General features: G+C 66.1%; 22 protein-coding genes. 14 read left to right on the top strand and 8 right to left on the bottom strand.

From position 1 onward, the window contains the following. Positions 1 to 22: 22 nt before the first annotated feature. Complete coding sequence (locus VE759_RS00960) at positions 23 to 1,330, top strand: citrate synthase (RefSeq protein WP_324927371.1); 1,308 nt, start codon at positions 23 to 25, stop codon at positions 1,328 to 1,330. A gap of 31 nt (positions 1,331 to 1,361) precedes the next feature. Here VE759_RS00960 and VE759_RS00955 read toward each other — a convergent pair whose 3' ends face one another. Continuing rightward, positions 1,362 to 2,330 (bottom strand): alpha/beta hydrolase family protein, encoded by a 969-nt coding sequence (locus VE759_RS00955; RefSeq protein WP_324927369.1) that lies wholly within the window; start codon positions 2,328 to 2,330, stop codon positions 1,362 to 1,364. 195 nt (positions 2,331 to 2,525) lie between these two features. On the opposite strand from VE759_RS00955, the gene VE759_RS00950 reads away from it, so the two are divergent. Next, a complete protein-coding gene (locus VE759_RS00950; RefSeq protein ID WP_324927367.1) occupies positions 2,526 to 3,983 on the top strand; it encodes an MFS transporter in 1,458 nt (485 codons plus the stop codon). Further along, entirely contained in the window at positions 3,973 to 4,392 is a 420-nt protein-coding gene (locus VE759_RS00945; RefSeq protein ID WP_324927365.1) for a MarR family winged helix-turn-helix transcriptional regulator, read from the top strand. Before VE759_RS00950 ends, VE759_RS00945 begins: the two co-directional genes overlap by 11 nt. A gap of 10 nt (positions 4,393 to 4,402) precedes the next feature. Here the strand turns inward: VE759_RS00945 and VE759_RS00940 are convergent, their stop codons facing one another. The 4 genes from VE759_RS00940 to prrA are packed head-to-tail and all read right to left on the bottom strand — an operon-like array spanning position 4,403 to position 8,321. Then, positions 4,403 to 5,947 carry an NAD(P)/FAD-dependent oxidoreductase gene (locus VE759_RS00940; protein ID WP_324927409.1) on the bottom strand — a complete coding sequence of 515 codons (1,545 nt, stop codon included), beginning with the start codon at positions 5,945 to 5,947 and terminating at the stop codon, positions 4,403 to 4,405. After that, on the bottom strand, positions 5,944 to 6,195 hold the full coding sequence (locus tag VE759_RS00935; RefSeq protein ID WP_324927363.1) for a DUF2630 family protein: 252 nt from the start codon (positions 6,193 to 6,195) through the stop codon (positions 5,944 to 5,946). Before VE759_RS00935 ends, VE759_RS00940 begins: the two co-directional genes overlap by 4 nt. A 54-nt stretch (positions 6,196 to 6,249) precedes the next feature. Continuing rightward, a complete protein-coding gene (locus VE759_RS00930) occupies positions 6,250 to 7,611 on the bottom strand; it encodes a HAMP domain-containing sensor histidine kinase (RefSeq protein ID WP_324927361.1) in 1,362 nt (453 codons plus the stop codon). Next, on the bottom strand, positions 7,611 to 8,321 hold the full coding sequence (gene prrA / locus VE759_RS00925) for a two-component system response regulator PrrA (RefSeq protein WP_324927407.1): 711 nt from the start codon (positions 8,319 to 8,321) through the stop codon (positions 7,611 to 7,613). Before prrA ends, VE759_RS00930 begins: the two co-directional genes overlap by 1 nt. 148 nt (positions 8,322 to 8,469) lie before the next feature. On the opposite strand from prrA, the gene VE759_RS00920 reads away from it, so the two are divergent. The 5 genes from VE759_RS00920 (at position 8,470) to VE759_RS00900 (ending at position 14,587) form a co-directional block, all read left to right on the top strand. Further along, positions 8,470 to 9,459: a phospholipase D-like domain-containing protein gene (locus VE759_RS00920; RefSeq protein ID WP_324927359.1), complete on the top strand. Its 990-nt coding sequence runs from the start codon at positions 8,470 to 8,472 to the stop codon at positions 9,457 to 9,459. After that, positions 9,452 to 10,015 (top strand): chromate transporter, encoded by a 564-nt coding sequence (locus VE759_RS00915; RefSeq protein WP_324927357.1) that lies wholly within the window; start codon positions 9,452 to 9,454, stop codon positions 10,013 to 10,015. The genes VE759_RS00920 and VE759_RS00915 overlap by 8 nt, the downstream gene beginning before the upstream one ends. Next, positions 10,012 to 10,557: a chromate transporter gene (locus VE759_RS00910; RefSeq protein WP_324927355.1), complete on the top strand. Its 546-nt coding sequence runs from the start codon at positions 10,012 to 10,014 to the stop codon at positions 10,555 to 10,557. Before VE759_RS00915 ends, VE759_RS00910 begins: the two co-directional genes overlap by 4 nt. A 209-nt stretch (positions 10,558 to 10,766) precedes the next feature. Next, complete coding sequence (locus VE759_RS00905; protein ID WP_324927354.1) at positions 10,767 to 12,701, top strand: ABC transporter ATP-binding protein; 1,935 nt, start codon at positions 10,767 to 10,769, stop codon at positions 12,699 to 12,701. Next, positions 12,698 to 14,587, top strand: a complete 1,890-nt coding sequence (locus VE759_RS00900; RefSeq protein WP_324927352.1) for an ABC transporter ATP-binding protein — start codon at positions 12,698 to 12,700, stop codon at positions 14,585 to 14,587. Before VE759_RS00905 ends, VE759_RS00900 begins: the two co-directional genes overlap by 4 nt. A gap of 23 nt (positions 14,588 to 14,610) precedes the next feature. Here VE759_RS00900 and VE759_RS00895 read toward each other — a convergent pair whose 3' ends face one another. After that, positions 14,611 to 14,748 (bottom strand): hypothetical protein, encoded by a 138-nt coding sequence (locus VE759_RS00895; RefSeq protein WP_324927350.1) that lies wholly within the window; start codon positions 14,746 to 14,748, stop codon positions 14,611 to 14,613. A 74-nt stretch (positions 14,749 to 14,822) separates the two neighbouring features. Between VE759_RS00895 and VE759_RS00890 the strand changes: the two genes are divergently transcribed. Beyond that, on the top strand, positions 14,823 to 15,074 hold the full coding sequence (locus VE759_RS00890) for a hypothetical protein (RefSeq protein WP_324927348.1): 252 nt from the start codon (positions 14,823 to 14,825) through the stop codon (positions 15,072 to 15,074). Here VE759_RS00890 and VE759_RS00885 read toward each other — a convergent pair. Next, the gene (locus VE759_RS00885) at positions 15,071 to 15,763 is read right to left on the bottom strand and encodes a hypothetical protein (RefSeq protein WP_414687804.1); all 693 of its coding nucleotides are present in this window, start codon (positions 15,761 to 15,763) and stop codon (positions 15,071 to 15,073) included. The two genes, VE759_RS00890 and VE759_RS00885, sit on opposite strands and share 4 nt — an antisense overlap. Before the next feature lie 26 nt (positions 15,764 to 15,789). Then, positions 15,790 to 17,265: a carboxyl transferase domain-containing protein gene (locus VE759_RS00880; protein ID WP_324927346.1), complete on the bottom strand. Its 1,476-nt coding sequence runs from the start codon at positions 17,263 to 17,265 to the stop codon at positions 15,790 to 15,792. Between the two features lie 116 nt (positions 17,266 to 17,381). Here VE759_RS00880 and VE759_RS00875 point away from each other — a divergent pair, with 116 nt between their 5' ends. From VE759_RS00875 to VE759_RS00855, 5 genes are all read left to right on the top strand, one after another. Then, on the top strand, positions 17,382 to 18,113 hold the full coding sequence (locus VE759_RS00875) for an enoyl-CoA hydratase (protein WP_324927344.1): 732 nt from the start codon (positions 17,382 to 17,384) through the stop codon (positions 18,111 to 18,113). Further along, the gene (locus VE759_RS00870) at positions 18,114 to 19,232 is read left to right on the top strand and encodes an MBL fold metallo-hydrolase (protein ID WP_324927343.1); all 1,119 of its coding nucleotides are present in this window, start codon (positions 18,114 to 18,116) and stop codon (positions 19,230 to 19,232) included. Positions 19,233 to 19,250: 18 nt separating this feature from the next. After that, positions 19,251 to 20,807 (top strand): serine hydrolase, encoded by a 1,557-nt coding sequence (locus tag VE759_RS00865; RefSeq protein ID WP_414687803.1) that lies wholly within the window; start codon positions 19,251 to 19,253, stop codon positions 20,805 to 20,807. A gap of 159 nt (positions 20,808 to 20,966) precedes the next feature. Continuing rightward, positions 20,967 to 21,146, top strand: coding sequence for an antitoxin (locus VE759_RS00860; RefSeq protein ID WP_324927340.1), 180 nt, complete (start codon positions 20,967 to 20,969; stop codon positions 21,144 to 21,146). A gap of 3 nt (positions 21,147 to 21,149) precedes the next feature. Beyond that, a complete protein-coding gene (locus VE759_RS00855) occupies positions 21,150 to 21,590 on the top strand; it encodes a type II toxin-antitoxin system Rv0910 family toxin (RefSeq protein ID WP_324927338.1) in 441 nt (146 codons plus the stop codon). Position 21,591 lies beyond the last annotated feature (1 nt).

Below are 21,591 nucleotides of genomic sequence, written 5' to 3'. Positions count from 1 at the left end.
TCGCATCGATAAGGGGACTCCCGTGGCCGATGACTCGTCCAATGCTGAAGAGTTCGCCACCCTTCGATACCCCGGGGGTGAGATAGATCTCGACATCGTGCACGCCACCGAGGGTGCCGACGGCATCCAGCTTGGCTCGCTGCTGGCCAAGACCGGCTATACGACCTTCGACGCCGGGTTCGTCAACACGGCGTCGACTAAAAGCGCGATCTGCTACATCGACGGCGACGCCGGGATCCTGCGGTATCGCGGGTACCCGATCGAGCAGCTCGCCGAGAAGTCGACGTTCCTCGAGGTGAGCTACCTGCTCATCTATGGCGAACTGCCGACCAAGGAGCAGCTGGAAAAGTTCACGCAGAAGATTCAGCGGCACACTCTGCTGCACGAGGACCTGAAGCGGTTCTTCGACGGCTTCCCACGCAATGCCCACCCGATGCCGGTGCTGTCCAGCGCCGTCAATGCACTATCGGCGTACTACCAGGACTCCCTGGACCCGATGGACAACAACCAGGTGGAGCTGTCCACGATTCGGCTGTTGGCCAAACTGCCAACCATCGCGGCCTACGCCTACAAGAAGTCGGTCGGCCAGCCCTTCCTCTACCCGGACAACTCCCTGACGCTGGTGGAGAACTTCCTGAGGATGACGTTCGGGTTCCCGGCCGAGCCCTACGAGGTGGACCCCGAGGTGGTGCGGGCACTGGAGATGCTGCTGATCCTGCACGCCGATCACGAGCAGAACTGCTCGACGTCGACGGTGCGGCTGGTCGGCTCGTCGCAGGCCAACCTGTTCACGTCGATCTCCGGCGGGATCAATGCGCTGTGGGGGCCGCTGCACGGCGGTGCCAACCAGGCAGTGCTGGAGATGCTCGAGCGGATTCGCCAGGAGGGCGGCGACGTTCAAGAGTTCGTCCGCAAGGTCAAGGACCGTGAGGACGGCGTGAAGCTGATGGGCTTCGGCCACCGGGTGTACAAGAACTACGATCCGCGGGCGCGCATCGTCAAGGAACAGGCCGACAAGATCCTCGGCAAGCTCGGCGGAGACGACGATCTGCTCGACATCGGCAAGGCGCTGGAAGAACTCGCGCTGACCGATGATTTCTTCATCGAGCGCAAGCTGTACCCGAACGTCGACTTCTACACCGGCGTGATCTACCGGGCGATGGGATTCCCGACGCGGATGTTCACGGTGCTGTTCGCGCTTGGCCGGCTGCCCGGGTGGATCGCGCACTGGCGCGAGATGCACGACGAGGGCAAGAGCAAGATCGGCCGCCCGCGCCAGATCTACACCGGCTACGGCGAACGCGACTACCTGCCCGTGGACGGTCGGTAGCCGCGCTCGCCGTGCCGAGCGATCCGAGCGGTCAGCCGATCACCCGAATGAGGTCGGGCTTCATCTGCTGCAGCTGCTGACCCCAGTAGGCCCAGGTGTGTGTCCCTGCATCCGGGAACTGGAAGACAGCGTTTTTCCCACCATCGGCGATGTAGGTGTCCCGGAACGTTTCGTTGGTGCGACGAGTCAGGCCCTCCAAGAACGTCGCCGGGAGGTCGCCGCCGCCGAGCTCGTTCGGGGTGCCGTTGCCGCAGTACAGCCAGATCCTGGTGTTGTTGGCGACCAGCTTCGGTATCTGCAGCAGCGGGTCGTTGCGCTGCCAGGCGGGATCGCCCGCCGGTCCCCACATCGCGCCGGCGTCGTATCCGCCCGCGTCATGCATCGAGAGGCCGATCAGGGACGGCCACTGGCCCTCCGAGGGGTTCGGGAACGCGGACAACGACCCGGCGTAGACGTACATGGACGGGTAGTACGCGCCCAGGAGTAGCGCTGAGTTGCCGGACATCGATATGCCGACGGAGCCGTTGTGGTTGGAGTTGACGCCGCGGTTGGAGGCGAGCCACGGCGGTAACTCGCGCGTCAGGAACGTCTCCCACTTGTAGGTGAGGCAGCCGTTGTTGCCGCACGCAGGTTGGTACCAGTCGGAGTAGAAGCTCGACTGGCCGCCGACCGGCATCACAACCGACAAGGGCGTCTGGTAGAACCATTCGAACGCCGGGGTATTGATGTCCCAGCCGTTGTAGTCGTCCTGCGCGCGCAGGCCGTCGAGCAGGTACACCGCATGCGATCCGGTGCCCTTCTGGAACTGGACCTTGATGTCACGACCCATCGACGGCGACGGCACCATCAGGTATTCGACCGGCAGTCCCGCCCGGGAGAATGCTCCGGCAGTCGTCGTGCCGCCAACGAGGCCGATCAATCCCGGCAATGCTGCCGCCGCCACCGCGGCAACGGCCAGCCGCCGAGACCAGGTACGCAGGGTCTTTTGACCAAACTTCACCGCAACCATCCCATCTTTCGTATGCCGCCCCACATCCGATCGAGTGGCCGGACAGTGGTAGTGAAGCACATCTCCGTTGCTTGTCCCAACGCTTTGCCCAGGTGACAACAGTCGACAATGGCACGCAAGCTGCTGCGTCCCAGCTCACAGCGAGATTGGTTGCGGGGCTAACCATTGTAGTTTCACAATGGTTTTATGACCTCCCCCGCCGGCGCCATCGGCGGCCGGCGCAAGGCCGTCATATTGACGTCGTGCTGCCTGAGCCTGCTGATCGTCTCGATGGACGCGACGATCGTCAACGTTGCGATTCCGGCGATTCGCGTCGATTTGGGCGCATCGCCTTCGCAGCTGCAGTGGGTGATCGACATCTACACGCTGGTGCTCGCGTCGCTGTTGATGCTTTCCGGCGCCGCAGGCGATAGGTTCGGCCGGCGCCGCGTCTTCCAGACCGGCCTGTTGATCTTCGCGATGGGCTCGCTGTTGTGCAGCCTGGCGCCGAGCATCGACGTGCTGATCGGGGCGCGGTTCGTTCAGGCGATCGGCGGGTCGATGCTCAACCCGGTCGCGATGTCGATCATCACCCAGGTGTTCACCGGGCGCGTGGAACGGGCCCGTGCGGTGGGCGTGTGGGGGGCGGTGGTGGGCATATCGATGGCGCTGGGTCCGATGGTGGGTGGGCTGTTGATCGACGTGATCGACTGGCGGGCGGTGTTCTGGATCAACCTGCCCATCTGCGCGGCGGCGATCCTATTGACGGCGATCTTCGTCCCCGAATCGCGATCCTCGAGGATGCGCGATCTCGACCCGGTCGGCCAGGCGCTTGCGGTCACATTCATGTTCGCCGTGGTGTTCGGCCTGATCGAGGGCCGCGGGATGGGATGGACGAGTCCGGCTACGGTCACGGTGTTCATGGTTGCCGCGGTCGCGTTTGTTTCGTTCCTTGGGTATGAATCCAGGCGCCGCGATCCGTTCATCGACCTGCGGTTCTTCCGCAGCGTGCCGTTCGCGTCGGCGACGCTGATTGCGGTGTGCGCGTTTGCGACCTACGGCGCGTTCCTGTTCATGATGTCGTTGTACCTACAGGGAGAGCGGCATTACTCGGCCATCCACACCGGGCTGATCTACTTGCCGATTGCGCTTGGCGCACTGGTCTTTTCGCCGCTGTCTGGCCGGATGATCGGCCGGTTCGGCAGCCGACCGTCGCTGCTCGTCGCTGGCGTCATGCTGACCACGGCGACGGTCTTGCTGGCAACCATCACCGCGAGTACTCCGGTGTGGGCGCTGGTGGGCATGTTTGCGGTGTTCGGTGTCGGGTTCGGCTTGGTAAATGCGCCGATCACCACGGCGGCCGTCAGCGGCATGCCGCGGGACCGGGCGGGCGCCGCGTCCGCGGTCGCCTCCACGAGCCGTCAGATTGGCGTGAGTATCGGTGTGGCGCTGTGTGGTTCGGTCGCCGGCTCGGCGTTGGCGGCCAACGGCGGCGACTTCGTCGCGGGCGTGCGGCCACTGTGGCTGGTCTGCGCCGGGCTGGGTGTATGCATCACGGTACTTGCCATCGTGTCGACGTTGACGCGGGCAAAGCGCTCGGCCGAGCGACTCGCCCCACTGGTGGCCGGATCGGACACGCTAGTCGAGTACGCGAATGCAACGTAATCCATCGGTCGATCAGGTGTGGCGGCAGATGGCCGCTTTCGTCGTCGACAACAGGGACACCTGGCGGCGGCTGGTCGTGGAGCGAACGGGCTTGCCATTCAGCAGGATCCGCATTCTTCGGCGTCTGGCCCGCGGGCCGATGACGGTGAAGGAGGTCGCGGAGGCGGTGAGCATCGACGCGCCCGCGGCCACCGTGGCGGTCAACGACCTCGAATTCCGCGGACTGGTGAAGCGCGAAACGCGGGCCGACAATCGCCGGTGCAAGCTGGTGTCGCTGACCGAGTCCGGCCGCGATGTCGTCGCGCTGATCGAGGCGACCGACGATCCGGCGCCCACGTCGATGGCGGCGTTGAACGACCACGAGGTGGCGACGCTGCGGTCGTTGCTGGACAAGCTGGCCGCACACTGACGTAGCGCCGCTAACTCTCCAGCACCGCCATCGCGGCGTTGTGGCCGCCGATGCCCGACACACCACCGCCGCGTCGAGAGCCCGAGCCGCACAACAATATTCGGGAATGAGCCGTCGCGACGCCCCAGCGCCGAGCCGGCGTATCAAGCGGCTCGTCGTCCTCGGCGAACGGCCAAGTCAGACCACCGTGGAAGATGTTGCCAGCGGTCATCGCCAGGGTGCGCTCCAGATCCGGCGTCGTTTTTGTCTCGATGCAGTCGCGGCCGTCGGCGTCATGCATCACTGCGTCCTGAATGGGCTCGGCGAGAACCGAATTCAGTGACTTCAGCACCGCATCGGTGAGTCGCTCACGGTCGGGATCTACCAGGCCGTGCGGGGTGTGCAGGCCGAACACGGTCAGCGTATGGGCGCCCGACGCCCGCAGCGGCTGCGACAAAATGCCCGGATCGGTGAGCGAATGGCAGTAGATCTCGCAGGGCAGCGGGTCCGGAATCACGCCGCTGGCCGCCTGTGCGTAGGCGGTCTCGAGCTGGCCCCACGTCTCGTTGATATGAAAGGTGCCGCCGAAAGCCTGTTCGGCGGTGACAGTTTCATCACGGAGTCTGGGCAGTCGGCGCAACATCATGTTCACCTTTACCTGCGCGCCGGGAAGTGTGATCGGTTCCGGGTCGCCCAGCAATCTGGCCAGTACGGCCGGGGCGACGCCGGACAGCACAAACCGGCCATGTGCGCGACGTTCGCCGTCGCCGAATCGAAAGCGAACCTCGCCGTCCGCATCGATGCCGAAAACCTCCGCACCCGTGAGTAGTTCAACACCGTTTTGCGCCGCCACGCCGGCCAGCGCACCGGTCACCGCGCCCATGCCGCCGATCGGAACGTCCCAGTCACCGGTGCCGCCGCCGATCAGGTGATAGAGGAAGCACGCGTTCTGGCGCAGCGACTCGTCGCCGAGGCGGGCGAACGTGCCGATCAGCGCGTCGGTGCCGATCAGACCGCGCACCAGGTCGCTGGACACCGCGGCCGTGATCGCTTGCCCGATCGGCTCGTTGATCATGAATCGCCACGCCGGGTCGTCGCCCACCAACTCGCGTGCCTGGCCGCGAGTGAGCAGCGGCTCGATCAGCGTCGGCCATAACCGCCCGGTCACCGCCCGGCAGCGTCGATAGAACTCGGCGAAGCGATCGGCGTCGGTCGCGGCTCCGATTGACGCAAATGTGTCCCCCGCAAGCGGGTCGTGCCCCCCGTGCGGTCCAATCAGCAGCCCCGTACGGCCGCCGGTCGACGGGTCGGGTGTGTAGGACGAGTAGCGCCGCCGCGCCAGCCGCACCCGCGCACCGAGATCGTCAACGATCCGCGTCGGCAGCAGGCTGACCAAATACGAGTACCGCGACAGTCGCGCGTCCACGCCGTTGAACGCTCGCGCAGAGACCGCCGCCCCGCCCACCTGGTCCAGCCGTTCCAGCAGCAGGACCCGCCTGCCCGCCCGACCGAGGTAGGCCGCCGCCACCAGCCCGTTGTGCCCGCCGCCGACGACGATGGCGTCGTAGGTCGTCAGCCTAGGTAGCCCTCCACCTGGCCGGCCGGTCGCACGCTTGCTTCTCGCGGATCGCCGCCGGTCTCGCGCAGCGCCCGGCGTTGCCGCAGCAAGTCCCAGCACTGATCCAGCTCGACCTCCACAGCGCGGAGGCGCTGATGTTCCTCGTCCTGGTCGATCTCGCCGTGCTCGCGCTTGGCCCGCAGTTGCTTTTCCTCCGCGACCAGTGCCTGGATGCGTGCGAAGGTGTTCTTGTCCTGTTGTGCCACGAGTCCAGTCTGCCCGACCGGGGGGCTCGCGCCCCCGTAAAGCCGCCGACGCCGTTACATCAGCCAGTCGTCGCGGGGCGGCGGGCCGGGCAGTCGCAGCAGTAGCCGCGCGCCCCCGAGCGGGCTGTCCTCGAGCGACGCGGTGCCGCGGTGCAACTCGGCCTGCTGGGCCACCAGCGCCAGCCCCAGGCCCGAGCCGGAGTGCGACGCCGTGGACCCGCGCGAGAACCGATCGAAGACGAGCGTGCGCTCTTCCTCGGGCACCCCGGTGCCGTTGTCGTCGACGGCGATCTCCACGCCGGCGCGGGAGCTGACCGCCGACAGCTGCACCCGGGTGGCGCCGCCGTGCTTGACCGCGTTGGCGATCGCGTTGTCCACCGCCAGCCGCAGTCCCGCGGGCAGCCCGACGATGATCACCGTCGGCGACGGGATCAGCGACACCTCCAGGTCCGGGTACACGCGCATCGCGTCGTGGGCCGCGCGGTCGAGCAGCTCGGTGATGTCGACCGGCACATGGTCGTCGGACGTGGACAGCTCGCCCTGGGCGAGCCGCTCCAGCGCGCCAAGCGTGGACTCGATCCGAGATTGCGTGCGGATCACGTCGTTGACGACCTCCTTGCGTTGCTCGTCGGCGAGGTCGAGGGTGGCCAGCACCTCAAGGTTGGTGCGCATCGCCGTGAGCGGCGTGCGAAGTTCGTGCGCAGACACCGACGCGAAGTCACGCGCCGACGCCAGCGCGGCCTTGGTGCGATCTTGCTCCTTCCAGATGCGCTGCAGCATGCCCTTGACGGCGTCGGCGATTTCGACGGCCTCGGTGGCGCCGCGAATCTCGACGTCCGGCGCTTCGTCGTCGGCATCGATCGATCGCGCTTGTGCGGCAAGGCGTTTTAGTGGCCGCACCGCGAACGCGGCCAGGACCCAGCCGAGCACCGCTGCCGCGCCGATCGCGAACAGGCAGATGAGGATGACCCGGCGGTGGAGGTTGTTGGTGTCGGCGATGGTGGCGTCGTACGTGGCGCCAACGGCCACCGACATTGGCTCCGGCACCCGGATGTCGACGGTGCGCACCCGGTAGCGAACGCCATTGACATCGGTGTCGGCGTACCCGGCCGGCAGCTCGGGCAGTATGACGGTCGAGTTCGACGTGACCTGGCCGCCCTTGCGCACCGTGATCAGCGCGTCCTGATCATTCGGTGACCGGGGTATCTCGCCGAGGCCGCGCGGGATGAACGGGATCGCGAAGCCGGCGGCCTCGTCGAGCCGGCGGTCCAACCGCTCCCGACGGTCGTTGGTGATGCCGATCCAGACGATGGTGCCGACGATCAGCACGACGATCGCCGCGCCGATCGCGGTGGCGAACGCTACTCGGGTCCGCAGAGAGGGGGTGCGACGGAAGACGCGCGACAACCGGTCCATTACTGGGTCCGAAGGACGAATCCCACTCCGCGGACGGTGTGCAGCAGACGGGGCGCGCCGCCGGCCTCCAGCTTGCGGCGCAGGTAGCCGATGAACACGTCGACGACATTGGTGTCGGCGGCGAAGTCGTAGCCCCACACCAACTCGAGGAGCTGCGCGCGCGACAGCACCGCGGTCTTGTGCTCCGCCAGCACGGCGAGCAGGTCGAATTCGCGTTTGGTCAAGTCCACGTCGACGCCGTTGACGCGGGCCCGCCGACCTGGGATGTCGACCTCGAGCGGACCGACCGTGATCGTCTCCGACGAGAACGTCGCCGTAGAGCCGCGCCGGCGCAGCAGTGCCCGCACCCGTGCGACGAGCTCGGCCAGCACGAACGGCTTGACCAGGTAGTCGTCGGCGCCCGCTTCGAGCCCGGCGACGCGGTCGTCGACCGAGCTGCGGGCCGAGAGCACGCATACCGGGACGTCGTTGTCCATCGCCCGCAGTGCGGTGACGACACTGACACCGTCGAGCACCGGCATATTGATGTCGAGCACAATCGCATCGGGGCGCGTTTCGGTCGCGCTGCGCAGTGCCTCGGCGCCGTCGACGGCCGTCGACACGTCGAACCCGGACAGCCGCAGTCCTCGTTCCAACGAGGCCAGCACGTCGGCATCATCGTCGACCACCAGCACGCGCGGTGAGCTAGAACCACTGTCCATGCACGCAATCTTGCCTGAAGAACGGCCATCGGCGGGATAGGTGCGGGATGGCGCTCGCCGGCGTGCCTGGTCGGCGCCCCCCGTCCCGTCGACCGCATGCCGCGAATTCGCGAGATAGCAAAGCGACGCTATTGTCGCGGTGCTACATTCCAAACTTGTGCTTCCATTCACGCCTCGTTTGATTGTTGAGCCGGACGACGGCTCGGAACCGGTCCGCGAATTTATTGACTCGGCGGAAACTTCGCTGCGGATCAAACAATTCACATTCACCGACGAAAGCCTGATACGGGCCGTCGTCGACCGAAAGAACGCCGGCGTCGACGTGCGTGTGATGCTCAACCAGCAACGATCCGGCGGCGACCGCGCCAATGACGAGACATATGAGACCTTCAAGGCGGCTGGGATAGACGTCCAGTGGTCCAATCCGAAGTTCTACGTGACGCACGAAAAATCCATTGTGGCCGACGAAAAAGCTGCACTCGTCGCGACCTTCAATCTCTGCACCAAATACTTCACGCTTACTCGCGACTACGGCATCGTCACGCATGACCCATACCACGTGGCGCAGATAGTCGAAGTGTTCGATGCGGATTGGGAACATCGCGACTGGACCTGCACGGCTTATGAAGGGCTGCTATGGAGCAATACAAATTCGCGTTATCACATGGCTCAGTTCATCGATCTGGCCCAACATCGACTCGATATCCAGCACCCCAAGTACGTCGACGCCGTCATTCTCGATCGCGTTGTGGCCGCCGCCGATCGTGGCGTCAAGGTACACGTTTTGTGTGGCGGCCGACACGGCATCAGCGATTGGGATGTGCTTGACACATTCTCATCGCTACGAACGTTGCAACGTTTCGGCGTCAAGGTACATAAACAGAAGAACTTCAGGGTCCACGCAAAGCTCCTTATTGTCGACAACGAGCGGGCGTTGGTCGGATCGATGAATATCGACCGCAGCGCTTTCGATTTGCGTCGTGAATTGGGTATCACGATAACCGATCCAGCTGTCGTCGGGCGGTTGAAGCAAGTTTTCGAATACGATTGGGATCTGTCTCATCACTACGATGCTCCCGACCCGCTCGATCCGTCGCAGCACACGGAGGACGACTTTCCGCACGACAAAGACCTCATGCATGAGTGAGATCGAACCGGCGCGCGAGAAGGTATCGCTCTTCAATCTGGCGTGGACGTTCAACCACATAGCACTCGCTTCATTCGGTGGCGGTCTTTCGGCATGGTCCCGAGAGGTGCTGGTCGTCGAGAAACAATGGATGGGCGAGGAAGAGTTCCTCAGCGCGATGACGATGTGCCGAATCCTGCCCGGCGCCAATCAAGTGAACATGGCGGTGTTTGTCGGCGCTAAGCTGAACGGCATCCCGGGCGCGGCCGCGGCGTTGTTCGGTCTGTGCTTTATTCCCGTCGCCTTCATGTTGGTAACGGGCTACTTTTATTTCCGTTTCAAAGAAGTGCCCGCGGTGAAGGGCATTCTGCATGGCGCTTCCGCGGCCGCAGTGGCACTGACGTTGGCGATGGTCGTCAAGACCGGCCAGAAGTGCCTGACCGGGGTTTTTCCGGTGCTGTTCTTTACCGCGGCATTCATCTTGAACGGCCTCTTGCGGTTGCCGCTCATCGAGACTCTGGCGATCCTTGCCCCGCTCACCCTGATCTGGGCGTGGCCGAAAAAGCAAACGGCATGAGTACTTATCTGCAACTGGTGGCCATGTTCGCTTCGCTGTCGTTACTCTCGATCGGCGGCGGGAATGCCATTCTGCCCGAAATGCATTTGCAGGCGGTCAGAGGGCACCACTGGCTGACCGACTCGCAATTCGCGGACATATTTTCCATTTCACAGACCGCGCCCGGGCCGAGCATCCTCATCGTCACACTGGTTGGTTACGGCGCCGGGCTGTCGGCGGGAGGACTGCCAGGGGCGGTTATCGGGGCCGTCATCGCCACCATCGCGATGGTCACCCCGGCGGCGACATTGATGTACGTCGTCACGCTCTTCTGGCAGAAGGCGCAGAAGTCTCGGCTGCGCTACGCGGTCGAGAAGGGCTTCGCGCCGCTGACGGTCGGGCTCATACTGGCCACCTCGCTGGTCATGAGCCGGGCGGCCGACCACGACTGGCGGGCATACCTGGTCACCGCGGCGTGCACGGCGATCTTCCTGTTCACCAAGACGAATCCGCTGATAGTGGTCGCCGCTGCGGGATTGATCGGCTATTTCGGCGTGGTCTAAACGCCGGCCCGGTGCGGCGACGACCAGTCCGGGAAGCGGTTGACCTCATCCATTGTTGAGGTTTTACGGTGAAAGTTATGGGTATTGAAACGGTCGTCGAGCGCTATACGCACGAGATCCGGCGCGGCACCGCGGTGGATGTCGTAGGGGCATGAGAGTCTCGGTGCGCCGTTAAATGAGTTGTCGCCCTGGGGATAATTGGGAACGCCTTGAGTGAATTGAATGTTGACACGCTGCGCTCTGCGCCGGCGATCGCGGCGCGGCCCGCGCGCAGGAGAGCCGGTTCCGATCTGTGGCGGCTGCTGCCCTACCTGATGCCATACCGGGTGCGTTGGATCGCCATGATTGCGGTCGCGCTCGCCAGCCTGGTGGCCACCGTGGCGATCCCGCTGATGACCAAGGCGGTGATCGACGGGCCTGTCCGGCACCAGGACCAACGGGGACTGTGGTTGCTCGGGGCGGCGGCTACCGGTGTCGGTGTCTCTGAGGCGGTGCTCTGGTTCATCCGTCGATGGCTGGTTGCCCGCGCGACGATGGGCGTCGAGGCCGACATCCGCAAAGACCTGTACGCCCGCCTGCAGATGCTGCCGATGTCGTTTCATGGGCAGTGGGAGTCCGGGCAGCTGCTGTCGCGGGTGATGAACGACCTGTCGACCATTCGCCGCTTCACGTCGTTCGGCCTGGTTTTCCTGGTGCTCAACATCGTTCAGATCACGGTGGTGACGGCCATCCTGTTGGCGATGTACTGGCCGCTCGGTGTTGTCGTGCTGGTGTCGATCGTGCCCATCACCGCCACAGTGCTGCATTTCCAGCAGGAATACACCCAACTGTCGCGGCAGGCCCAAGACCAGTCCGGGCAGGTCGCGACCCACGTCGAGGAAGCTGCACTGGGCGTGCGCGTCGTGAAATCATTCGGCCGCGAGAGGTATTCGTACGACCGCTTCGATGAACAGCTCACCCGCCTGTACGACACCCAGGTCGGCAAGGTATCGGTGTCGGCGAAGTTCTGGACGCTGTTGGAGGTCATCCCGAACCTCACGCTCATCGTCGTTCTCGGATTCGGTGCATACGCCGCGGGCCACGGCTTCGTCACGATGGGTACGCTCGTCGCCTTCATCACAATGATGCTGTCGCTGGTCTGGCCCATCGCGTCGCTGGGCTTTCTGCTGTCGATGACTCAGGAGTCGATGACGGCGGCCAACCGGATCGCCGAGATCTTCGACGCACCACGGGAAATCACCGACGGCCCACAGGCCGAGGCGCCACGCGGCGGCCGACTGGAACTCCTCGATGTCGGCTTTCGCTTCCCCGACACACCGCCCGACGGCCCTTGGGCACTGCGCCACGTCACCGTCAGCGTCGAGCCCGGCCAGACCCTGGCCCTGGTCGGCTCGACGGGCTCCGGCAAATCGGTACTGGCCACCCTGCTTTCACGACTCTACGACGTCACCGAGGGTGAGATCCGCATCGACGGCCAAGACATTCGGGAGCTGTCGCTGCCCGCGCTGCGGCAGGCGGTAGCCACCGCGTTCGAGGACCCGACGTTGTTTTCGATGTCGGTGGCGGAAAACCTGCGGCTAGGCCGACCAGACGCCACCGATGCGCAGTTGGCCCAGGCCATCGAGATCGCAGCGGCGCAGTTCGTCTACGACCTTCCGTTCGGTCTGGACACCCGCATCGGCGAGCAGGGCATGAGCCTATCCGGCGGTCAGCGCCAGCGGCTGTCGCTGGCCCGGGCGATCCTCGCCGCGCCGAGGATCCTGGTCCTCGACGACACGCTTTCGGCGCTGGATGTGCACACCGAGGCGGTGGTCGAGGAGGCGCTGCGCCGCGTCCTGCATTCGGTCACCGGCATCGTCGTCGCGCACCGTGCCTCCACCGTGCTGCTCGCCGACAAGGTGGCGCTGTTGGAGAACGGGACCATCACCCACCTCGGCACGCACGCCGAGCTGCTCGCGCGGGTACCGCAATACCGCTATCTGCTTGCCGCCGATGACGAACTCGATGACAAGTCGGAGCGCAGTTGCGCCTGGCAGGACGACGAGAACCGGAATCGACTGGACCGGACCCACGACGAGCTGGAGGCCACCGACTCGGCGTGCCGCGACCGTTATTTAATCTCCTCGGAAGGTGAGCGCCGGTGACCGCAACCGACACGCCTCCGCAAGCGGAAGGTACCCGCCGGCCGGCCGAGCACCCCGAAGACGACTTCGACCGCTGGCGGGGCCGTCTCGAGGAGGACAGTGCGGGGGCCGAGCCGCCGACCGACGAGGCGCCGCCGCACGCGCCGCGGTCACGCGGTCTGCTCGGCTCGCTGCTGCGGCCGTACCGCCTCACCCTCGCCGTGTTGGCGATGGTAGTGGTGGTGGAAAACTTTGCGCGCCTTTCGGTTCCGTTATTGGTGCAGCGGGGCATTGACCGTGGCGTACCCCCGATACTGGACGGCGGCTCGGCGCATCAGTTGATGGTCATCGTCGTCACCCTTTGCGGCGTCGTGTTGATCCAGGCCGCCAGCCGGCTGTTATTCCTGCGGCGGTCCGGCCGGATCGGCCAGAAGGTGCTACTCGAGTTGCGGCGCCGGCTCTTTCGGCACTTTCAGCGGCTCGACATCGCGTTCCACGACCGATACACCTCTGGGCGGGTGGTGAGCCGGTCGACCAACGACGTCGATGCGATCCAGGACATGCTCGAGACCGGCTTCGACAGCCTCATCACCGCCGTGCTGACGCTGGCCGGAACGGCGATACTGCTTGTCGCGCTTGATTTCCGGTTGGGGCTGATGTGCCTGGCCGCCTTTCCGATCCTGGTGGTCCTGGTCTGGTGGTTCCGCAACGAATCGTCGAAGACCTATCGCAAGGTGCGCGAGAGCGCCGCCCTTGTCATCGTGCAGTTCGTTGAAACGATGACCGGCATCAAGGCGGTGCAGGCGTATCGGCGTGAGCCGCGCAACCAGGAAATCTTCGAAGACGTTGCGGATCGCTACCGGGAGATCAACGAGAAGACGTTCCGGCTGCTCGCGATCTTCATGCCCGGCGTGAAGCTGGTCGGCAACATCACCACCGGGGTTGTCCTGCTGTACGGCGGATACCGGGTGCTGCACGGCGAGATGACGATCGGCACACTGGCGGCGTTCCTGCTATATCTGCGGATGTTCTTTGAGCCGATGCAGGAGATCTCGCAGTTCTTCAACACTTTTCAGTCGGCGGCCTCGGCGCTGGAGAAGCTCGCCGGCGTGCTCGGCGAGCGGCCGGGCATCAAGGACCCGGCGGTGCCGGCGAAGCTGCCATCGGTGAAGGGCGACATCGCATTCGACGACGTGTGGTTCGGATATGTGCCTAGTCGGGTGGTGTTGCCCGCGCTGACGTTCGGCGTTCCGGCGGGTCAGACCGTCGCGCTCGTGGGCACCACCGGAGCGGGCAAGACCACCATCGCCAAACTCATTGCGCGGTTCTACGACCCGACCTCTGGCGTGATCACCCTCGACGGCGTCGACCTGCGTGACTTCGCCCAAAGCGACCTACGCCGGCACGTCGTGATGGTGACGCAGGAGAACTTCATGTTCAACGGCACGGTCGCCGACAACATCCGGTTCGGCCGCCCGGACGCCACCGATGCCGAGGTCCGCGCGGCCGCGATCGCCGTGGGGGCGGATCGGTTCATCGAGTCGCTGCCCGACGGCTACAACACCGATGTGGCCAAGCGGGGTGGCAGGCTGTCGGCCGGACAGCGGCAGCTGGTCGCGTTCGCCCGGGCGTTTCTTGCGGACCCGGCCGTGCTGATTCTCGACGAGGCCACATCATCGCTCGACATCCCCAGCGAGCGCATGGTTCAGCGGGCGCTGGAAACCGTGCTGGCCGACCGCACCGCGTTGGTGATCGCCCACCGACTATCCACCGTGCAAATCGCGGACCGCGTACTGGTTCTCGAGCATGGCCGGATCGTCGAGGACGGGCCGCCCGATGAACTGGTCCGGCGAAGCGGTGGCCGATACGCCGGGCTGCACCGGGCATGGGCGGAGTCGCTGGCCTGAGTTTGTCCCGGTCCTCGCGCGGGTTAGCGCGCCAACAGTGCCGACACGGCACCGGCCGACCGCCACTTTGTGTGCGCCGCTCCGAATTCGTCGGCGGTCGCCATGGCATTGCATGCCGCTTCTGCCAGTTGCAGCCAGTCGTCGGTCGTCGGCTTTGTCACACGTCCGATCGTCGTCCTGAATGCGCTATTTCGGTGTCTAGTCTGCGAGCCGCGGCAACGGGCATAGTTAGGTCATGATCATCACGGCTGATGATGTACGCAGGCTGCTGGCCGCCGACGAGCCCGACGCGGTGCTGGTGTTGGTCCAGGGCCGCACCGAGGTGGTGCCGTCCGGCCTGCTGGACTCCGATGAATTCCGGGGAGCGCTACAGGTCGCGACCCGCGACGAGCTCTTCGACCGGTTGGGCAGCGCCGAGCCCTCCGAGCGTGAACTGGAAGAGCAAGCCGCGGCGCTCGACACCGCGGTGTCGGAGCTCGGCGCTTAGGCCTCGATTTCGCCGGCGATCCTGCGCTCGATGCTGGCTCGTGTGCGTGCGGGCAGCACGATCAGACCGTCGAGTTCCTTCTGCGCCTTGCCGTATGCGTTCTCGCGCTCCTGCGGGGTGGCGCCGCTGTCCGTCGCAAGGCGCAGCAGATGCTGGGCCCGCGCGATGCGCTGCTGATCCTCGGACGAAAAGTCGCTGCGGCGCCGACGATGCGCCTCGGCCTCGGCGACCTCGAAGGCGCTGACGTAGTCGTGGACCGCGTCGCGGTATTCGAGCTGGGCATCACGGTCGCCGACGATGTCGTCGATCTTGTCCGGCCGCAGCAGGTCGGCGTGGTGCTTGGCGCGATGGAATCCGACCGTCAGCGGGTCACGCATGTCGGTCATCATCGGGAAATCGAGCAGCTTGGCGATGTCGAACTCGTAGTCAAGCCAGCGGGCGTCGGTTCGGTTGTGCTCCTCGAGGACTCGCGTCATCTCGCGCCGATATGCCGCTTCGTTGTTGCGCGCGCGCCCCGACGCCTCGGCGGCTGCGATCTTGGCCTGTTGCTTGAGGCGATAGCGCTCGAGCCGGCGCTCGGCGCGTCGTTCATTGGCGGCCGCGACCGCCCTAAGCCCGCCGCCGATCATGCCGCCGAGCGGGAAGATCAGCCACCAGAAATCTCCGGCGAAATGAAGCACAGACCCCACAAGGGCCAGCATGCCACCAAATCGCGTCAGCCCGGCAGTCCGATACGCCGGTACCGGTTCAACCGATCGGCGTACCGGCGCCGGCCCGGTATCTGCGTGAGCCGGTGCAACTCGCCGGCGATCGCGCGCGACAGCCGCTTGGCGAATTCGATCGGTTCGTCGGCGGCGTCGGGGTACTCGGCCACGATCACGTCGACGATACCCGCGCTCAGCAGCTCCGAGGATCGAATGCCCTGTGCCGCGGCCAGTTCCGGGGCGTGGGCGGTGTCGTGGTAGACGATCGCGCTGGCGCCTTCCGGCGGCAGCGGCGCCAGCCAGCCGTGCAGCGCGGCCAGCACCCGGTCGGCGGGCACCATCGCCAGCGCCGGGCCGCCGCTGCCCTGACCGAGCAGCACCGAGACGGTTGGCGTGTCCAGCGTGACGAGGTCGGCCAGGCAACGCGCGATCTCCCCGGCCAGGCCGCCCTGTTCCGCCTCGGCCGACAACGCGGGCCCGGCGGTGTCGATGATCAGCACAAGCGGTCGCTGCAGTCCGGCGGCCAGGGCCATGCCCCGGCGGGCCTCCCGCAGCGCCGCTGGGCCGACGAGGCCGCCGACCACGCGTTGCTGCCCAAGCACGATCGCCGGCTGGCGGCCGAACCGGGCCAACGTTAACAGCGTGGTCGCCGCCTCGCCCTCGCCGGTGCCGGACAGCAGCACCCGCTCGGTCGCGCCGTGCCGCAACAGGTGCCCGACGCCCGGCCGGTCGAGCCGTCGCGACGCCACGACCGAATCCCATGCGGGCACGTCGGGCAGCGGCTCGGGTTCCAGCGGCGGCGGGGCCGGCCCCGGCGGGTCGGCCAGCACCTTCAACGCCCGTTCCAGCGTGCGGCGCAGCCACTTGAGCGGGATGACGCCGTCGATGACGCCGTGGCGCTGCAGGTTCTCGGCGGTCTGAATGCCGCGCGGAAACGGCTCGCCGTAAAGCTGCTCGTACACCCGCGGACCGAGGAAGCCCACGAGCGCCCCCGGCTCGGCGATCGTGACGTGGCCGAGCGAACCCCACGATGCGAACACTCCGCCAGTGGTGGGATGCCGCAGGTACACCAGATAGGGCAGGTGGGCCCTCTTGTGCAGCTCGACCGCCGCGGCGATCTTGACCATTTGCAGGAACGCGATCGTGCCCTCCTGCATCCGGGTACCGCCCGAACACGGCGAGGCCAGCAGCGGTAGCCGTAGAGCGGTGGCCCGCTCGACGGCGGTGGTGATCCGTTCGGCGGCGGCCACGCCGATCGAGCCGGCAAGGAAGTCGAACTCGCACGCGATAACCGCGACCCGCCGCCCGTTGACCCGGCCCTCACCGGTCACCACCGACTCGTCCAAACCGGTGGCCGCCCGCGCCTCGGCCAGCTCACGGGCGTAGCCGGGATCGACGGCCACATCGACGGGCGTGGTGTCCCAGCCGACGAACGACCCGGCGTCGAGCACCGCGTCGCGCAATTCGGATGCCCGGATCCGGCTCACTGGACGAGAGTAGCCAGCATTTGCGGCGCCGAACGTGACACCAGCGCCACGTCCGGTCGCGGGTGTGACTCTGGCGTCACGTTCGCCGCGCGGCCGCCGCTCGATAGGGTGGCCCCATGATCGGTGTGACCCGCGTCGACCACGTGACGACGCTCGAGCTGCAACGGCCCGAACGCCGCAACGCGCTGAACTCCGAGCTCGTCGACGGGCTGCGGGCGGCGGTCGTGAAGGCCGCCGCTGAGGACATCCGTGCGATCGTGCTGACCGGGCAGGGCAGCGTGTTCTGTGCCGGCGCGGATCTAAGCGGCGACGCGTTCGCCGCCGACTACCCCGACCGCCTCATCGCGCTGCACAAGACCATCGACGACGCCCCGATGCCGGTGATCGGCGCGATCAACGGGCCGGCGATCGGCGCGGGTCTTCAGCTGGCGATGATCTGCGACCTGCGCGTCGTCGCACCCGACGCCTTCTTCCAATTCCCCACCTCGAAATACGGTCTTGCCCTTGACAATTGGAGTATCCGTCGGCTGTCGTCACTGGCCGGCTACGGCCGGGCGCGGGGCATGCTGCTGGCCGCCGAGAAGCTCACCGCCGAGGTGGCTCTGCAGACCGGCATGGCCAACCGGATCGGCACGCTGGTCGACGCGCAGGCCTGGGCGGCAGAGATCGCCGGCCTGGCGCCGCTCGCGCTGCTACACGCCAAGCGCGTGCTCAACGACGACGGCGCGTACGAGGAGCAACGTCCGGTCCACAAGGAGCTGTTCGACAGGGCGTGGTCGAGCCAGGACGTGATCGAGGCGCAGGTCGCGCGCGTCGAGAAGCGGCCGCCGCGGTTCAAGGGCGCCTGAATGTTGAGGGCAGCGCTGCGGCTCGGATTCGGGACGGCCACGCTGCTGGGCGGTGGGTGGGTGCTGCGGGCGCTGCACGGCGCACCCGCCGCGCTGGGCGCCAGCCCGCTGGCCATCCGGCAGGTCGCCGAACGCTCGCCGAACTACCGCGACGGCGTGTTCGTCAACATCGATCCGACCTCCACGCTGAACATGGACCGCGAGCAACAGCGGCTGCTGCTGCGCGAGTTCGCCGGTGGCCGCGCCGCCACCAAGCCGGCCGCGGCGATCCCGCTGGAGACCCCGCCCACCGGCGGGACCGGAGCGCTGCCCGGCACGCTGGCCGTCACCTGGTACGGCCACTCGACGGCGCTGCTCGATATCGACGGCTACCGGTTGCTGACCGATCCGGTGTGGAGTGAGCGCTGTTCACCGTCGGACGTGGTCGGGCCGCAGCGGATGCATCCGCCGCCGTCGCCGTTGGAAGCCCTGCCGGCGCTCGACGCCGTGGTGATCAGCCACGACCATTACGACCACCTCGACATCGACACCGTCAAGGCCCTCGCACGTACGCAACGGGCGCCGTTCATCGTCCCGCTCGGTGTCGGCGCGCACCTGCGCGAATGGGGCATCCCCGGCCAACGGATCGTCGAGCTCGATTGGGGCGACGACCACCGCATCGACGAGCTGACCCTGACCTGCACGCCCGCGCGGCATTTTTCCGGGCGCTTCCTGTCCCGCAACAACACGCTGTGGGCGTCGTGGGTGCTGACCGGACCCACGCACCGGGCCTACTTCGGCGGCGACACCGGCTACACCAAGAGCTTCGGTGAAATCGGTGCGGAGCATGGCCCGTTCGACCTGACGCTGATGCCGGTTGGCGCCTACAACACGGCGTGGCCGGACATTCACATGAACCCCGAGGAAGCGGTCAGGGCGCATCGGGACATGTCGGATTCCGGGCTGTTGGTGCCAATCCACTGGTGCACCTTCCGGCTCGCACCGCATCCATGGGCGGAGCCGATCGAGCGGCTGCTCGAGGCCGCCGAGCCGGCCGGCGTCAAAGTCGCGGTGCCCAAACCCGGTGAACGCGTCGATCCTGCCAATCTGCCCGATTTGCGACCGTGGTGGCGGCTCTGAGCGGCTACCGTGCACCTCGTGAAGGCTGCGCCGATCGCTATCGCGCTATCGCTCGTGGCGTTGGCCGGTTGCGGCTCGACGGCCCAGGAACACCCGCCTAGCCTCGCCGGCGTCGCCCCGCCATTGGTGCCGGCGATGCCGCTGCCGGAAAACGCGGTCGGCAACGCCGTCGCGAAGCTGGACGGCATCGCGGATGACCTGATGAACAAGTCCGGCATTCCGGGGATGGCCGTCGCGGTCGTGCATGGCGGAAAGACCGTCTACGCCAAGGGGTTCGGCGTCAAAGATGTCCGCACGCGGGAAAAGGTCGATGCCGACACGGTGTTCCAGCTGGCGTCGGTGTCCAAGCCGCTGGGCGCCACCGTGGTGGCGCATCAGGTCGGCCAGAACGCGATCGGCTGGGACACGACACTGGTGTCCAAGCTGCCGTGGTTCGCGCTCAAAGACCCGGCGGCGACCCAGATGGTGACCGTCGGTGACATGTATGCGCACCGTTCCGGACTTCCCGACCATGCCGGCGACCTGCTCGAGGATCTCGGATACGACCGACGTTATGTGCTCGAACGACTCAAGCAGTTGCCGCTGGAGCCGTTCCGAATCTCGTACGCGTACACCAATTTCGGGTTGACCGCCGGGGCCGAGGCGGTGGCGGTCGGCGCCGGCAAGCCGTGGGAGGACCTCAGCGAGCAGGTGCTGTACCAGCCGCTGGGAATGACCTCGACCAGTTCGCGGTTCGCCGACTACCAAGCCCGGACCAACCGGGCCATCGGGCACATTCACGCTGACGGGCGCTACCAGCCGCTGTACGTTCGCGATCCCGATCCGGAGACGCCGGCGGGCGGAGCCAGCTCGTCGATCAACGACATGACGCATTGGCTGGCGATGATGCTGGCCAACGGCAGTTATCAGGGTAGGCAGATCGTGGACACCAAGGCGCTGTTGCCGGCGGTCATCCCACAGATTGTGGCCAGCCCGGCCACCGAGCCCGCGATGCGCTCGGGCTTCTACGGCTACGGATTCAATGTGTCGTCGACGTCGGCGGCGCGGATGGAGCTCAGCCACTCCGGTGCGTTCGAACTCGGCGCCGCAACGAATTTCGTGATTCTGCCGTCGGCCGACGTGGCGATCATCGCGCTGACCAACGCGACACCGTCGGGTGTGCCGGAGGCGCTGACCGCACAGTTCGCCGATCTAGTGCAGTTCGGACAGGTCCGCGAGGACTGGTACGCGCTCTACCACGACATCTTCGCCAAGATGGAGAAGCCAACCGGATCGCTTGTGGGTCAACAACCGCCGCCCAACCCGGCCGCCGCGCAGCCGTTGAACGCCTACGTCGGCACCTACGCCAACGACTACTGGGGCCCGGCGCGGATCAGTGAACGCGACGGCGGGCTGCAGCTGTCACTCGGTCCGCGGGAGACGTTTCCGCTCACGCACTGGGACGGCGACGTCTTCAGCTTCACGCTGGTGAGCGAGAATGCCCCGCCGGGAACGATATCCAAGGCCACGTTTGCTGGCAATCGGCTGACCTTGGAGTATTTCGACGCGGACAAGCTGGGAACATTTACCCGCTAACTGGTTAGCCTCTTGCGCAGAAGGTTTCGCTGGCGGCGCCGCGGTGGGTAACGGGCAGGGTGGCCGGCACACCACGCCGCTTGTGGAGATAATCTGCAACGACAAAAATGACGAGCGCTACGACCGTAGCGGGGATCCAACCGACGAAGGGGTAAACCGATGGGCTTCCTTGACAAGGTCAAGGACCTGCTGTCGAAGAATGCAGACAAGGTGGACACCGCGATCGACCAGGCCGGTGACATCGTCGACTCCAAGACGGAGGGTAAGTACAAGGACACGGTCGACAAGGTGCAGGACGCCGCGAAGAAGGCCGTCGACAAGGGCAATCCCAAGACCTAACCCATGGCCAAACTTTCGGTCTCCGTCGATGTTCCACTGCCGCCGGAGGTGGCATGGGACCACGCCTCTGATCTGTCCCGCTACAAGGAGTGGCTGACGATCCATCGAGTGTGGCGCAGCAAGCTGCCCGAGACCATCGACAAGGGCACGGTCGTCGAGTCCATCGTCGAGGTCAAGGGCATGCCCAACCGCATCAAGTGGACGGTGGTGCATTACAAGCCGCCGGAAGCGATGACGCTCAACGGCGATGGAGTGGGCGGCGTCAAGGTCAAGCTGATCGGCAAGGTCAAACCGAGCGGCGGCGGCTCGACGGTCACCTTCGACGTGCACCTGGGCGGCCCTGCGTTGTTCGGGCCGATCGGAATGATTGTTGCCGCGGCCCTCAAGGGCGACATCCGGGAATCGCTACGCAAGTTCAGGTCGGTCTTCGCCCCGGCGGCATAGT

This window comes from Mycobacterium sp. (genome assembly GCF_035640695.1).
GTDB lineage: Bacteria > Actinomycetota > Actinomycetes > Mycobacteriales > Mycobacteriaceae > Mycobacterium.
This window is presented reverse-complemented; position numbering and strand designations above follow the sequence as displayed.